At 64.3% G+C, this 13452-nt stretch carries 16 protein-coding genes and 1 tRNA gene; 16 read left to right on the top strand and 1 reads right to left on the bottom strand.

All coding sequences use genetic code 11. From position 1 onward, the window contains the following. Positions 1 to 109 precede the first annotated feature (109 nt). From GQ651_RS07020 to GQ651_RS06970, 11 genes are all read left to right on the top strand, one after another. The gene (locus GQ651_RS07020; RefSeq protein WP_160763463.1) at positions 110 to 568 is read left to right on the top strand and encodes a Fe-S cluster assembly transcriptional regulator IscR; all 459 of its coding nucleotides are present in this window, start codon (positions 110 to 112) and stop codon (positions 566 to 568) included. A gap of 103 nt (positions 569 to 671) precedes the next feature. Beyond that, positions 672 to 1742, top strand: a complete 1071-nt coding sequence (locus GQ651_RS07015) for a cysteine desulfurase family protein (protein WP_160763462.1) — start codon at positions 672 to 674, stop codon at positions 1740 to 1742. Positions 1743 to 1756: 14 nt separating this feature from the next. Beyond that, a complete protein-coding gene (sufB, locus tag GQ651_RS07010; protein WP_160763461.1) occupies positions 1757 to 3280 on the top strand; it encodes a Fe-S cluster assembly protein SufB in 1524 nt (507 codons plus the stop codon). A 19-nt stretch (positions 3281 to 3299) separates the two neighbouring features. Further along, a complete protein-coding gene (locus GQ651_RS07005; RefSeq protein ID WP_160763460.1) occupies positions 3300 to 3485 on the top strand; it encodes a hypothetical protein in 186 nt (61 codons plus the stop codon). A 20-nt stretch (positions 3486 to 3505) separates the two neighbouring features. Then, on the top strand, positions 3506 to 3817 hold the full coding sequence (locus tag GQ651_RS07000; RefSeq protein WP_160763459.1) for a heavy metal-binding domain-containing protein: 312 nt from the start codon (positions 3506 to 3508) through the stop codon (positions 3815 to 3817). Positions 3818 to 3913: 96 nt separating this feature from the next. Next, entirely contained in the window at positions 3914 to 4483 is a 570-nt protein-coding gene (locus GQ651_RS06995) for a hypothetical protein (RefSeq protein ID WP_160763458.1), read from the top strand. Between the two features lie 75 nt (positions 4484 to 4558). Next, positions 4559 to 5314: a Fe-S cluster assembly ATPase SufC gene (sufC, locus tag GQ651_RS06990; protein ID WP_160763457.1), complete on the top strand. Its 756-nt coding sequence runs from the start codon at positions 4559 to 4561 to the stop codon at positions 5312 to 5314. Further along, on the top strand, positions 5314 to 6603 hold the full coding sequence (sufD, locus tag GQ651_RS06985) for a Fe-S cluster assembly protein SufD (RefSeq protein WP_160763973.1): 1290 nt from the start codon (positions 5314 to 5316) through the stop codon (positions 6601 to 6603). Before sufC ends, sufD begins: the two co-directional genes overlap by 1 nt. Then, positions 6603 to 7103, top strand: coding sequence for a YIP1 family protein (locus tag GQ651_RS06980; protein WP_160763456.1), 501 nt, complete (start codon positions 6603 to 6605; stop codon positions 7101 to 7103). Before sufD ends, GQ651_RS06980 begins: the two co-directional genes overlap by 1 nt. Positions 7104 to 7105: 2 nt before the next feature. Next, positions 7106 to 7690: a YIP1 family protein gene (locus GQ651_RS06975; RefSeq protein WP_160763455.1), complete on the top strand. Its 585-nt coding sequence runs from the start codon at positions 7106 to 7108 to the stop codon at positions 7688 to 7690. Continuing rightward, entirely contained in the window at positions 7683 to 8903 is a 1221-nt protein-coding gene (locus GQ651_RS06970; protein ID WP_160763454.1) for a cysteine desulfurase, read from the top strand. Before GQ651_RS06975 ends, GQ651_RS06970 begins: the two co-directional genes overlap by 8 nt. Here GQ651_RS06970 and GQ651_RS06965 read toward each other — a convergent pair whose 3' ends face one another. Next, on the bottom strand, positions 8904 to 9791 hold the full coding sequence (locus GQ651_RS06965; protein ID WP_160763453.1) for a LysR family transcriptional regulator: 888 nt from the start codon (positions 9789 to 9791) through the stop codon (positions 8904 to 8906). A 106-nt stretch (positions 9792 to 9897) separates the two neighbouring features. On the opposite strand from GQ651_RS06965, the gene GQ651_RS18670 reads away from it, so the two are divergent. The 5 genes from GQ651_RS18670 (at position 9898) to GQ651_RS06945 (ending at position 13430) form a co-directional block, all read left to right on the top strand. Next, positions 9898 to 10242 carry a hypothetical protein gene (locus GQ651_RS18670; protein ID WP_227257983.1) on the top strand — a complete coding sequence of 115 codons (345 nt, stop codon included), beginning with the start codon at positions 9898 to 9900 and terminating at the stop codon, positions 10240 to 10242. 92 nt (positions 10243 to 10334) lie between these two features. Continuing rightward, a tRNA-Arg gene (locus GQ651_RS06960) sits at positions 10335 to 10411 on the top strand. A 92-nt stretch (positions 10412 to 10503) separates the two neighbouring features. Next, on the top strand, positions 10504 to 11406 hold the full coding sequence (locus GQ651_RS06955) for a LysR family transcriptional regulator (RefSeq protein WP_160763452.1): 903 nt from the start codon (positions 10504 to 10506) through the stop codon (positions 11404 to 11406). Between the two features lie 97 nt (positions 11407 to 11503). Then, entirely contained in the window at positions 11504 to 12325 is an 822-nt protein-coding gene (locus GQ651_RS06950; RefSeq protein WP_227257982.1) for a putative hydro-lyase, read from the top strand. 70 nt (positions 12326 to 12395) lie between these two features. Next, the gene (locus GQ651_RS06945; protein ID WP_160763450.1) at positions 12396 to 13430 is read left to right on the top strand and encodes a TRAP transporter substrate-binding protein; all 1035 of its coding nucleotides are present in this window, start codon (positions 12396 to 12398) and stop codon (positions 13428 to 13430) included. Positions 13431 to 13452: the final 22 nt, after the last annotated feature.

The raw sequence follows: 13452 nt of genomic DNA, 5'->3' as shown, positions 1-13452 counted from the left end.
GTCGGGGTCTTTAGAACCATTCTAAACCGGGCGCCGGGGCGTCCGTGCGGCTGCGGTTCAGGTAAGCTGCCGCCGCCCCGAGGTCAATGATTTAAGGCGGGTGGACGTCATGAAGCTGAGCACGAAGGGCCGCTATGCCATGGTCGCGCTGACGGATCTGGCCATGGCGAAGGACGGAGCGCTTCTGTCGCTGGCCGAAATCTCCAAGCGTCAGGACATTTCGCTGCCCTATCTGGAACAGCTTTTCGTGAAGCTCCGCCGGGCGGGGCTGGTGGAATCGGTGCGGGGTCCCGGCGGCGGGTACCGGCTGGCGCGGGCAGCCTCGGACATCCGGGTGGCCGATGTTCTGGGCGCGGTGGACGAGACGGTCAGCGCCATGCATACCGGGGCAGGCGCCTCGGGCGGGGTGTCGGGCAGCCGGGCGCAGTCGCTGACCAACCGTCTCTGGGAGGGGCTCTCGGCGCATGTCTATGTGTTCCTCCACCAGACGCGTCTGTCCGATGTGGTCATGAACGATCTTGCGCCATGCCCCGCCGTACCGGCGCTTTTCCAGGTTGTTGACGAATGACCGGGTTGCGCCGGCTTCGCCGTCGCGCTGGTCGGATGCTGGCGCATCCGACCGAAGCGAGGGGCCTGCCCCTCGCGCTCCCCGGGATATTTGAGGGCCGATAATGGGGCGGGTTTATCTTGACTGGAATGCGACGGCGCCTTTGCGGCAGGAGGTACGTGCGGCGATGCTGGCGGCGCTCGATGTCGCGGGCAATCCGTCGTCGGTTCATGCCGAGGGACGCGCGGCGCGGGCTCTAGTGGAGCGGGCGCGGGGCGAGGTGGCGGCGCTTGTGGGCTGCAAACCGTCTGAGGTGGTTTTTACGTCCGGCGCGACCGAGGCCGCGGGCATTTTGGCGCACGTGCCGCCGCATGGGGCGGTCTGTGTCGACGAGACGGCCCATGATGCGCTCTGGGCGCATCTCGACCTGACCCATGCCGAAGGCGGGGCCAATGTGCTGGCCAAGGGGCTGGCCAATTCGGAGACCGGGGTAATCACCGAACCGCCCGCGAGGGACGAGGACGGGGCGTATCCCTATGGGGCGATCCGCTGCGGGTCGTTGTTTCTGGACGTGACGCAGGCGGCCGGGCGCATTCCTTGGAGCTTTCACTGGTCGGGCGCGGACATGGCCTGTGTCTCGGCCCACAAGATCGGCGGGCCGAAAGGTGTGGGTGCGCTGATCGTCCGCGAGGGGCTGGATATCGGGGCGGTGCAGAAGGGCGGCGGGCAGGAACTGGGCCGACGGTCCGGCACCGAGAACGTGGCCGGGATCGCCGGGTTCGGCGCGGCGGCGACGGCGGCACTCCGGGACATGGACGCCGGCGTCTGGGCCGGGGTTGAAAAACTTAGAAATATTCTAGAATCAAGTCTGGCGTCTGGCGCCAAGGGAACTATTTTTGTCGGGAATGATCGTCCCCGCCTGCCCAACACGTCCTGTTTCGTGACGCCGGGCTGGAAGGGAGAGACCCAGGTGATGCAGATGGACCTTGCCGGCTTTGCGGTGTCGAGCGGATCGGCCTGCTCTTCGGGCAAGGTCAAGACGCCACGGGTTCTGGCTGCGATGGGGCTGGATCAGGCGGCGGCGGAAAGCGCGCTCCGGGTCTCGCTCGGGCCGGAGACGACAGAAGAGGATGTGCTGCGTTTCGCGGAAACGTGGCTGAGACACGAGAAGAAATTCCGCCAGCGGGCGGCATGATGAGGGAGCCTTACATGGCAGCTTTGGACACAACCGAAGTGAAGGAAGGCGTCGACCAGGAAACGGTCGATGCGGTTCGTTCGCTGTCGGGCAAGTACAAGTACGGCTGGGAAACCGAGATCGAGATGGACTATGCCCCCAAGGGGCTGAACGAGGACATCGTCCGGCTGATCTCGGAAAAGAACGGCGAGCCCGAATGGATGCTGGAATGGCGGCTCGAGGCCTATCGCCGCTGGACCGAGATGAAAGAGCCCGACTGGGCGATGATCGATTATCCGAAAATCGATTATCAGGAGCAGTATTACTACGCCAAGCCCAAGTCGATGCAGGAGAAGCCCAAGTCGCTGGACGAGGTCGATCCGAAGCTTTTGGAGACCTACGCCAAGCTGGGCATTCCGCTGAAGGAGCAGATGATCCTTGCCGGTGTCGAGGGGGCCGAGGACGCGCCTGCCGAGGGCCGGAAGGTGGCCGTGGATGCCGTGTTCGACTCGGTGAGCGTCGGCACGACCTTCCAGAAGGAGCTTGAGAAGGCCGGTGTCATCTTCTGCTCGATCTCGGAGGCGATCCAGAAGCACCCCGAACTGGTCAAGAAATACCTGGCCAGCGTGGTGCCGGTCTCGGACAACTATTTCGCGACGCTGAACTCGGCGGTCTTCACCGACGGGTCCTTCGTCTACGTGCCCGAGGGCGTGCGCTGTCCGATGGAGCTGTCGACCTATTTCCGGATCAATGCCGAGAACACCGGCCAGTTCGAGCGGACGCTGATCATCGCGGACAAGGGCGCCTACGTGTCCTATCTGGAAGGCTGCACCGCACCGCAGCGCGACACCCACCAGCTTCACGCGGCGGTGGTCGAACTGGTCGCGCTGGAAGATGCCGAAATCAAGTACTCGACGGTTCAGAACTGGTATCCGGGCGACGAAGAGGGCAAGGGCGGCATCTACAATTTCGTCACCAAGCGCGCCGATTGCCGGGGCGACCGGTCGAAGGTGATGTGGACGCAGGTGGAAACCGGCTCGGCCGTGACCTGGAAATACCCGTCCTGCATCCTGCGTGGCGACGAGAGCCAGGGCGAGTTCTACTCGATCGCCATCACCAACAACCGTCAGCAGGCCGATACCGGCACCAAGATGGTGCATCTGGGCAAGAACACGAAGAGCCGGATCGTGTCCAAGGGCATCTCGGCGGGCAAGGCGCAGAACACCTATCGGGGGCTCGTCTCGATGCACCCGCGCGCCAAGAACAGCCGCAACTATACCCAGTGCGACAGCCTTCTGATCGGCTCGGAATGCGGGGCGCACACGGTGCCTTACATCGAGGTCAAGAACAACTCGAGCCGGGTCGAGCACGAGGCGACGACGTCGAAGGTGGATGACGACCAGCTTTTCTACTGCCGCCAGCGCGGCATGGACGAGGAAGAGGCGGTCGCGCTTGTCGTGAACGGGTTCTGCAAGGAGGTGCTGCAGGCGCTGCCGATGGAATTCGCGATGGAAGCCCAGCAGCTTGTGGCGATCTCGCTGGAAGGCAGCGTAGGCTGACCGACCGGAGACCTGAGCGATGCTGCGACCCATTCTGATGACGGCGTTTCTGACCGGCGTGTTCTGCGCCGGGTTCGCCATGTTCATCGATTGGGCGACCGAGATGCTGATGCAGAACCAGGTCATCGCCATCAGCTTCGTGTCGGGGACGTTGGGAAGCCTTTTCGCGCAGACGGTTCTGGGCCGCTGGCGGGACAAGAGATGAAGCCCTGGGGGAATGCGACCATGATCGTGACGACGACGCCTTCGATCGAGGGAAAGACGATTATCGGCTACCGCGGCGTGGTGGTGGGCGAGGCTATTCTGGGCGCCAACGTGTTCCGGGATATCTTTGCGCAGATCACCGACATCGTGGGCGGCCGCTCGGGCGCTTATGAAAAATCGCTCGCGGAGGCACGGCAGACGGCACTGCGCGAGTTGGAGGACCGGGCCCGCGACGCGGGCGGCAACGCGGTGGTCGGCGTCGATCTGGATTACGAGGTCATCAATAACATGCTGATGGTTTCGGCCAGCGGCACGGCGGTGGTGGTCGAGTGACACCTCTTTGCCCTCATATCGCCCGGCGAGGGTCCGGAATTTCCCCGGATCTGCCCAGATTTCGCCCTGTTGGCTTGTCACACCCGTGGCAAATCAATGAAGGGGATGACTGCGATGTCTCTGGAAGAGAAACAGCGCCGGGGCTTCGAGGACCGTTTGGGACGAATCCGCGCCTGTGCGAGCAACACCATGGGCGAAGTGCATATCGGCCCGTCCGAGGATCGGCGCTATGCCGAGGGCAAGCCCAAGAACCGCGTCCGCGTGAAGTCGCGCAAGGCGAAGCAGGTCAAGGTGGGCGAGGGCTCGAACAAGGTTCTGGTGCCGGTCGCCGTCGTGCTTGGCATTCTGGCGATGTTCGTCGGACTGGCGGCCACGTTCCAGCTGTTCGATCCGCGCGGGCTTTTGCAGCTTCCGTCGCCTCATGCCGCGCTCGACCCCTACATGAGTTACGCGCCCTTCGCCTTCGGACTGCCGCTGGCGCTGGCCTTCGCCTGGACGTTCCAGCTGAACAACTTCCTGCGCCGCGCCGCGCTGATCGGCGGGCTGGCCGTGGGCTTTGTCTATCACCCGCAGCTTGTGGACCGGTTCCCCGGCACGCATGTGGCGGCCTTCAACAAGGAATATGTCAAGACGGTCAGAAGCGACCTGCGCGCGCCGACCGGCTAGACCTTACCCAAAATCCGACCCTGACGGGGCCCGCCCACGCGGCGGCGCCCCTTTTCGCGTTTGAGAGGAAGAAAGATGCTTGAGATCAAGAACCTGCACGTCAAACTTGAAGAAGAGGACAAGCAGATCCTGAAAGGCGTGGACCTGACCGTACCGGCGGGCAAGGTTCATGCGATCATGGGGCCGAACGGCTCGGGCAAGTCGACGCTGTCCTATGTCCTGTCGGGGCGTGACGGCTACGAGGTGACCGAGGGTGCCGCGACGCTGGAGGGCGAGGACATCCTCGACATGGAGCCGGAAGAGCGCGCGGCAGCGGGCCTGTTTCTTGCGTTTCAGTACCCGGTCGAGATCCCCGGCGTCGGCAACATGACCTTCCTGCGCACGGCGCTGAACGCTCAGCGCAAGGCGCGCGGCGAGGACGAAATGAGCGCGGGCGATTTCCTGAAGTTCATCCGCGAAAAGGCCAAGGCGCTGAAGATCGACGGCGACATGCTGAAGCGTCCGGTCAACGTCGGGTTCTCGGGCGGCGAGAAGAAGCGGAACGAGATCCTGCAAATGGCCGTTCTCGGCCCCAAGATGTGCATTCTCGACGAGACGGATTCCGGTCTGGACGTGGACGCGATGAAGCTGGTGGCGGACGGCGTCAACGCGCTGCGTGACGAGGGGCGGTCGTTCCTTGTCATCACGCATTACCAGCGCCTCCTGGACCACATCCAGCCTGACGTCGTCCACATCATGGCCGATGGCCGCATCGTGAAGACCGGCGGGCCCGAGCTGGCGCTCGAGGTCGAGAACAACGGCTATGCCGACATCCTTGCGGAGATGGCATGATGGCACTTCCTCAGGTGAAACAGGACGTGACCGAGGCGCGTCTTCAGGCGCTGAAGATGCCCGAAGGCGCCGGCTGGGCCGTCGAGGCACGGAAGGCCGCGCTTTCGCGACTGACGCAGATGGGTTTGCCGGGCGCGCGGGACGAATACTGGCGCTTTACCAATCCGGGCGAGTTCAACGCGCCGGAAGCCGCCGAAGCTCCGCCTTTCGACGATGGCGACGAAAGCCCCGTTTTCGGCGAGATAGACCGGCTCAAGATCGTCTTCCGCGATGGTGTTTTCGATGCCGTGGCGTCGGATGATCTGTCTCTGGAAGGTGTCGAGATCGAACGTCTGGAGGATGCCCTTTCGACCGACATCCACTGGCTCAAGGACGCCTATGGCGCGATCGAGGCGCGGACCCACGCGCCCGTGCCGCGCCCCTTCGCTGCACTGAACACGGCCTTCGCGACGGATGGCGTGGTGCTGCGGGCGACGGGTAAGGTGTCGAAGCCGATCTCACTGATCTACCTGCACGAGAAAGCCACAAGCGACGCGATCCTGCATTTCGTGATCCGCGTCGAAGAGGGCGCCGACCTGACAGTTCTCGAAAACGGCCCGGCGGCGGCGCGCTTTAACAAGTGCATGGAGGTCGATGTGGCCGATGGCGGAGCGTTCCACCATGTGCGCGCACAGGGTCGCGACCACGAGCGGCGCGCGGTGACGCATCTTTTCGCGACACTGGGCGAAGAGTCGACCTTCAAGTCCTTCACGCTGACCGCCAATGGCGTGATGACGCGGAACGAGGCATGGATCGAGCTGAACGGCGACAACGCCGTCGCCCATATCGCGGGTGCGGCGGTTGGCGACGGGCGCTTTCACCATGACGACACTGTTTTCATCACCCATGACGCGGTGAATTGCGAAAGCCGCCAGGTGTTCAAGAAGGTGCTTCGGAATGGCGCTGTCGGCACGTTCCAGGGCAAGATCCTCGTGAAGGAAGGCGCGCAGAAGACCGACGGCTACCAGATCAGCCAGTCGCTGCTTCTGGACGAGGACGCACAGTTCCTCGCCAAGCCCGAGCTGGAAATCTACGCCGATGACGTGGCCTGTTCGCATGGTTCCACGTCCGGTGCGATCGACGACGAAGCGCTGTTCTACCTTCGGTCGCGCGGGGTCGAGAAGGGCGATGCGCAGGATCTTCTGGTTCTGGCCTTCCTCGCCGAGGCAATCGAGGAGATCGAAAGCGAAGAGATCGCTGACGACATCCTTGGCCGTCTCGACGGCTGGCTGGCGCGCCGCCGGTCGTAATGAGCGTCGTTCTGGACATCATCCGCACCTATCGTGCGCCGCGCGAGGTTCTGCGCCGCCGCCTGTCGGGCGGCGCGCGCGAGGACCGGGCGCTGGCCACGCTGATGGCGGGATGTGTCCTGTTGTTCGTGGCACAGTGGCCGCGGCTGTCGCGTGAGGCCTATCTGGACGAGACGATCGGGTTCGATGCCCGTCTTGCAGGTGCGCTCTTCGGCTGGATCTTCGTGATGCCGCTGGTGTTCTACGTGGTGGCTTGGGTGGTGCATCTGGTCCTTCGCGTCACCGGCAGCGCGTCCACCGGCTATCAGTCGCGGATGGCGCTGTTCTGGGCCATTCTGGCGTCGTCGCCGCTCTGGCTGCTGACGGGGTTGATGGCGGGCTTCGTCGGTCCGTCCCATGTCACCAGCCTGACGGGCATCCTTGCGCTCGGCTCGTTCTTCGTGTTCTGGCTGGGTGGCGTCGCGGAAATCGCGTCGTATCGAAGTGAAGGCCGGGTCTAGGTATGTTGCAATTGTTCGTTCCCCTTGCCCGGCAGGCGCTGACCGAGCCGCGTGAAGCGGCCTCGACCCTTCTGAGCATGGGCGTGCCGAAAGCGGCCTACTGGCCGGCGTTCTTTGCGCTGGTCGCGCTGTCGGTGATCCTGAACGAGGTCGTGGCGCTGATGACGCCGGGCCCGGCTATCGGTCCGCAGATTGCGCCCCTCGTCATGGCGGCGCTGACAGCGCTGATCTCGGCGGTGTCGGTCTGGGCGATCTGGAAGGTCGGTCGGGCCATGGGCGGCACGGGCAGCTTCGATGAGGCTCTGCTGCTGACGATCTTCCTGCAGGCCATTCTGTTCACGGGCCAACTGGTCGAGGTCGGGCTGATGCTGATCCTGCCGCCGATTGCGGGTCTGTTCAGCGTCGCGCTGATCATCCTGGCGTTCTGGCTGAACGTGAACTTTGTTGCGGCGCTTCATGGGTTCACGTCGCTCTGGCGCGCATTCGGCGCGCTGATCCTCGCCACGCTCGGCGTGGCGCTGGTTCTGATTTTCCTGATGACGCTGACCGGCATCGGGCCGGGCATGGGAGGGGGCGGCAATGTATGACGTCGAAGCCATCCGCGGCGATTTTCCGATCCTCTCGCGCGAGGTGAACGGCAAGCCGCTGGTCTATCTGGACAACGGAGCCTCGGCGCAGAAGCCGCAGGTGGTGATCGACGCGATCACCCGCGCCTATGCCGAGGAATACGCCAATGTCCACCGGGGGCTTCATTACCTCTCGAACCTCGCGACCGAGAAATACGAAAGCGTTCGCGGCACGGTCGCGCGGTTCCTGAACGCGGCGTCCGAAGATGAGATCGTGATGAACTCGGGCACGACCGAGGGCATCAACCTTGTCGCCTATAGCTGGGCCATGCCGCGGTTTGAGCCGGGCGACGAGATCGTCCTCAGCGTCATGGAGCATCACGCCAATATCGTGCCCTGGCATTTCCTCCGCGAACGGCAGGGTGCGGTGCTGAAATGGGTGGATGTGGACGAGACTGGCGCGCTTGACCCGCAGAAGGTCATCGACGCCATCGGGCCAAAGACCAAGCTGGTCGCGGTCACGCATCTGTCGAACGTGCTCGGCACGCGGGTCGATGTGAAGACGATCACCGAAGGCGCCCACGCCAAGGGCGTGCCTGTTCTGGTCGATGGCAGCCAGGCTGCGGTGCATATGCCGGTCGACGTGCAGGATATCGGCTGCGACTTCTATGCGATCACGGGCCACAAGCTCTATGGCCCGTCCGGATCAGGCGCGATCTATATCCGGCGCGAACGGATGGACGAGATGCGCCCCTTCATCGGCGGCGGAGACATGATCCGCGAGGTCCACAAGGACGAGGTCACCTATGCCGATCCGCCCATGCGGTTCGAGGCCGGCACTCCAGGTATCGTTCAGCAGATCGGCCTTGGAGTGGCGCTCGACTACATGATGGGGCTGGGGATGGAGAACATCGCCGCCCATGAGGAGCGTCTGCGCGACTATACCCGTTCGAAGCTGGATGGGCTCAATTGGATTCAGGTGCAGGGGACGACGCGCGACAAGGCGGCGATCTTTTCCTTCACGATGGATGGCGCGGCCCACGCCCATGACATCTCAACGATCCTCGACAAAAAGGGCGTCGCGGTCCGGGCAGGGCAGCATTGCACCGGTCCGCTCATGGATCACCTCGGGCTGAACGCCACCTGCCGGGCGAGCTTTGGCCTCTACAACACAGAGGCCGAGGTCGACGTGCTTGTCGATGCGCTGGAACTGGCGCACGAGCTTTTCGCCTGATCAGACGCGGTTCCGGCCCGACGGTTGTATGAGGGCCGCGCCGATGGCATCGGGCAGCACCTCCCGCGCCCAGTCGATCACGGTCCTGACCCTGAGAAGTCGCGCGGCGTCGGACGTCACGTGGCAGCGCAGGACACGTTCGATCCGTCCGACGGATACGCCCGATCGTGTCAGTGCGGGATCGGCATCGCCAAGGCAATTCGGCAGCACGCCGTGGCCCAGCCCCGCACGAATCGCGCTGATCAGGATGCGCGCGTCGGTCGCCGTCAGACGCACCCGCGCCTCGGGTCCCAGTCGCCGCTGCATTTCCCGGCTGAAGGACGGGCCCGCCGCGTCGTCGTCCCGGAACTGAACCCAGTCGGTGGGCGGCGGAGGCCGGTCGGTGGCCGCGAAGGCCGAGTAGGGGACCCGCGCGAAGGCGGTAGACACTTCGGGCGGCTGATGCGGCGCGTCGAACCAGAAGGACACGGTCGGTTCGCCGTGCAGGGGCGCCGGGGGCAGGCGGCCCGAGAACCGGATCTCGAGCGCCGGATGCGCGTCCAATAGTGCGGGAAGATGGGTCGCCATCCGCTCCAGCATCCAGGTGTTGCCCATGATGCGTACGACACCGCCAACGCGCGCCTCGGCATTCGCAAGGCCCTCGGTAAGGCGGGTGACCTGATCCTCGATCCGAGCCGCGTATTCGATCACGGCGCGGCCGTCGTCCGTGGGCAGAATGCCCGTCTTGGATCGTACGAAAAGCGCCGTGCCGAGCTGCGTCTCGAGCGCCGTCAGTCTGCGGCCCGCCGTGGTCTGATCCAGACCGAGAAGCTGCGCCGCGCGCGTCAGCGAACCGCCGCGCGCCACGGCGAGGGCCACCTTGAGGTTGTTCCAGTCCGGGTCTGTCATCTTTTGTCCTGCGATTTTGCAGGAAGTCTATGCAGAGATTCGACTAACCTCCAGCCCCGCCGCGCTTTAGTCTGGTCGGGCAAAAAAACAATGGGACAAGAAACCAATGAAATCAGTGATCGTGACAGCCGCGACCGGTGCCGCGCTTTTTCTGGCAGGTTGCGCACAACAGGAAGAGCCCGCGCCCGTCCGGCCAGAGCCGATGTTCGACAAGTTCGGCGGAGGCACCTGTACCGAGGGCTATGTCTACGTGCCTGGCAGCGTGCCCGAGCGGGCCGAATGCGTGCCGGACGATGAATGCGAGCCGGTTTATGACAGCACCGGCGCGGTCATCGACTGTCCACCGCCGCGCTATCCGCGCCGCCCCGACGAAAGCGATAGCGACCGCACTCCGGGTGCACGGGTGGTCGGAACATCCGTTCCCGGCGGGTCCTCCGCGCCGGTGCGCTGACGGCCTCCCTCTGACGGCCCGCGCGACCGCAACCGCGCGGGCCGCAATCCCCGATTGCGTCCTGTTACAGCGCCCGCTATAGAGCCGCGCAGGCACCCGTAGCTCAGCTGGATAGAGCGCTGCCCTCCGAAGGCAGAGGCCAGAGGTTCGAATCCTCTCGGGTGCGCCATTTTTTAAGTTCGACAGCAATCGGTTTTCTGCGGTGCGCACGGCAGAAATTTCCGCTGTTCGGGGCGGCGGGGAATGTGCAAGCGTTGGCGCATGTCTCGATTCACACTCGACCAGATGCGGACCTTTCTGACTGTCGTGCGCCGGGGCGGGGTGCGGCGCGCGGCGGCGGCGCTCAGCCTGACACAGCCGGCGGTCACCGCGCGGATCAAGAACCTCGAAGACATGCTTGGATGCGCGCTCTTCGACCGAAGCGCGGGCGGCATGAAGCTGACCAAGCGGGGCGAGCTGCTTCTGGCACATGCCGAAAAGTTCGAGCATCTGGTCGAGCTGGTCCAGCGCGATGTCGTCGACCCCGAGGGGGTCGAGGGGCGCCTCAGGATCGGGGCATCCGAGACCATTGCGCAATGCTGGCTGCCGGAACTGGTCTCTCGGCTGCACGAGGTCTATCCGAAGCTGGAGATCGAGTTGAACGTGGATGTCTCCACGGATCTGCGCGAGGCGCTTCTCAACCGCGAGGTCGACCTTGCGATCCTTCTCGGGCCGATCTCGGAATACTCGGTCGACAACATCATCCTGCCGGGTTTCGACCTGGCCTGGTACACGGCGGCGAACCCGCGCGAGAGGGAGGGCGGCGGAGGGGACCTGACCCGACCGGTGATGACATACGCGCGGAACACCCGGCCCTTTCGCGAGCTGAAAGAGCTGCTCTACGAGAAGGTGGGGGCCGATGTCTCGATGTTTCCGTCTACATCGCTTTCGGCCTGTTTCCGGCTGGTCGAGGCGGATATCGGCGTCGCTGTTCTGCCTCGGGCGCTGGGCGCGGAGTACGTGCGGGCGGAGCGCATTCGCGAATTCGATCCCGGCTGGGTGCCGAGCCCGCTGCAATTCACCGCCTCGTATCTGTCCGAGCCGAAGAGCCATCTGAGCGAGACCGCTGCCGCGCTGGCGTTGGAAGTGGCCGAGCTCTACGCGGCCGGGGCGGACGCTCTATGAATATGATAAATTAATATTATCATTATCGGTAAAATCATTCGATTTGCATTTATTCCCCGTTCCCTGCACCGTGGTGAGGGGTCAAGGGGGATACCGTTTGTACGAAACGCTTCGTCAGAGTTCGCTTACCGATGTGCGTCAGGCCATCCGGCAGGGCAGCTACCGCTCGCATACCGCCGGGCTGGGGCAGGGATACCTTCAGGCGAACCTTGCGATCATGCCCGAGGCTCATGCGCTGGACTTCATGCGCTACTGCCAGCGGAACCCGAAGCCCTGTCCGCTGACGGGCGTGTCGGACACCGGCAACCCCAAGCTTTTCACCATGGGGCGGGACATCGACATCCGGTCGGATGTGCCCGCCTACAACATCTACCGCGACGGGCGGCTCGCCGGGTCGGTCACAGATATCGGGGATATCTGGCAAGACGACTTCGTCGTCTTCGCCCTTGGCTGTTCGTTCACCTTCGAGCGGGCGCTGGAGCAGGCGGGGCTGCCGCTCTGGCACATCCAGAACAACACCACCGTGCCGATGTTCCGCTCGAATATTGAAACGGTGCCGGCGGGTCCGTTCCGGGGCAAGATGGTCGTCAGCATGAGGGCCATTCCCGAGGGGCGCGTGGCCGAGGCAGCCGCAATCTCGCGGGCCTATCCTCTGGCCCATGGCGCGCCGGTTCATTGGGGTGACCCGGCCGGGATCGGTATCGCGGATGTCTCGAAGCCCGACTGGGGCGATGCGGCCCCGGTGCCGGAGGGCCATGTCCCGATGTTCTGGGCATGCGGAGTGACGCCTCAGGTGGCGATCGAAGCCGCGCGCCTGCCCATCTGCATCACGCACAAGCCGGGGCATATGCTGATCACCGATATCGCCGAGGATGCCGAGGTTCCCGTCCTTGCCCCCGAACCGGAGGCGGCGTTCTGAAGCCGCTTCGGGAATGACAAGCAACACGCTGACAACACGAAACAAATCTGAATCCAACAAGGAGACCAACATGAAACGCTCACTTTCCATCCTGATCGCCACGACCGCGCTGGCTACACCTGCCGTGGCCGAAGAACTGTCCGTTGTCGGAAGCTGGTCCGGCCTGCCGCTGCACATCCAGTACGAAGCGCCGTTCTGGGGCGAGAAGCTGCCTGCCGCGTCGGGCGGCGATATCACGGTCGCGCTGACCACCCACAACCAGATGAACCTTGGCGTGGGCGACGTGTTCCGCCTGCTGGGCGACGGCGTCTATGACGTGGCCATGACGGTGGCGGACTATGCCGTGGCGGATGCGCCCGAGCTGGAAGGTCTCGACGTGCCGCTCGTGGCCGTGACCGCCGACGAGGCGCGCGCCATGGTCGATGCCGCCCGCCCGATGGTCACCGAGATCTATCATGACCGGTTCAACAGCCACGTACTGGCCATCGCGCCCTATCCGCCGCAGGTCGTCTTCTGCAATGCTGAGGTCAACGAACTGGCCGATCTCGAAGGGCTGAAGGTACGCGCCTCGGGCCGTATGACCGCGAAATTCCTCGAAGCTCTGGGTGCGGAAGGCGTCAACGTGGCCTTCTCGGAAGTGCCGGGCGCGCTGCAGAAGGGCGTCGTGGACTGCGCCGTGACGGGTGCCGGTTCGGGCTACTCGGCCGGTTGGTGGGAAGTCTCCACCCATCTGATGCCGATCCCGCTCGGCGGCTGGGACAGCGTCGTGACCGCCATGAACCTCGACAAATGGAACAGCCTCGACGCCGACACGCAGGCGCTGATCCAGGAGCAGGTGACGGCCGAGTTCGAAGATCCTGCCTGGGACAGCGCGCAGGACGCGCTGGTCAACGACATCGCCTGTCTGACCGGCAATGGCGACTGCCCCGCAGGCGAGGCGCGTAACATGACGCTGGTCGAGGTGTCGGATGCCGATTTCGCCAAGGCGCGTGACGTGCTCGTCAGCGAAGTTCTGCCCGAATGGGCCGAGCGCGCGGGCGGTGACTGGGCCGAGCGCTGGAATGCCAGCGTGGGCGAGGTCGTCGGCGTGAAGATCGGCGGCTAAGGCTGAACCGGAAGGGGACCCC

It is taken from the genome of Kangsaoukella pontilimi, from assembly GCF_009830125.1.
In the GTDB taxonomy this organism is placed as follows: domain Bacteria; phylum Pseudomonadota; class Alphaproteobacteria; order Rhodobacterales; family Rhodobacteraceae; genus Kangsaoukella; species Kangsaoukella pontilimi.
This window is presented reverse-complemented; position numbering and strand designations above follow the sequence as displayed.

Coding starts and splice junctions, on each gene's coding strand:
- GQ651_RS07020 (WP_160763463.1), top strand. CDS start 110: ATGAAGCTGAGCACGAAGGGCCGCTATGCCATGGTCGCGCTGACGGAT.
- GQ651_RS07015 (WP_160763462.1), top strand. CDS start 672: ATGGGGCGGGTTTATCTTGACTGGAATGCGACGGCGCCTTTGCGGCAG.
- sufB (WP_160763461.1), top strand. CDS start 1,757: ATGGCAGCTTTGGACACAACCGAAGTGAAGGAAGGCGTCGACCAGGAA.
- GQ651_RS07005 (WP_160763460.1), top strand. CDS start 3,300: ATGCTGCGACCCATTCTGATGACGGCGTTTCTGACCGGCGTGTTCTGC.
- GQ651_RS07000 (WP_160763459.1), top strand. CDS start 3,506: ATGATCGTGACGACGACGCCTTCGATCGAGGGAAAGACGATTATCGGC.
- GQ651_RS06995 (WP_160763458.1), top strand. CDS start 3,914: ATGAAGGGGATGACTGCGATGTCTCTGGAAGAGAAACAGCGCCGGGGC.
- sufC (WP_160763457.1), top strand. CDS start 4,559: ATGCTTGAGATCAAGAACCTGCACGTCAAACTTGAAGAAGAGGACAAG.
- sufD (WP_160763973.1), top strand. CDS start 5,314: ATGGCACTTCCTCAGGTGAAACAGGACGTGACCGAGGCGCGTCTTCAG.
- GQ651_RS06980 (WP_160763456.1), top strand. CDS start 6,603: ATGAGCGTCGTTCTGGACATCATCCGCACCTATCGTGCGCCGCGCGAG.
- GQ651_RS06975 (WP_160763455.1), top strand. CDS start 7,106: ATGTTGCAATTGTTCGTTCCCCTTGCCCGGCAGGCGCTGACCGAGCCG.
- GQ651_RS06970 (WP_160763454.1), top strand. CDS start 7,683: ATGTATGACGTCGAAGCCATCCGCGGCGATTTTCCGATCCTCTCGCGC.
- GQ651_RS06965 (WP_160763453.1), bottom strand. CDS start 9,791: ATGACAGACCCGGACTGGAACAACCTCAAGGTGGCCCTCGCCGTGGCG.
- GQ651_RS18670 (WP_227257983.1), top strand. CDS start 9,898: ATGAAATCAGTGATCGTGACAGCCGCGACCGGTGCCGCGCTTTTTCTG.
- GQ651_RS06955 (WP_160763452.1), top strand. CDS start 10,504: ATGTCTCGATTCACACTCGACCAGATGCGGACCTTTCTGACTGTCGTG.
- GQ651_RS06945 (WP_160763450.1), top strand. CDS start 12,396: ATGAAACGCTCACTTTCCATCCTGATCGCCACGACCGCGCTGGCTACA.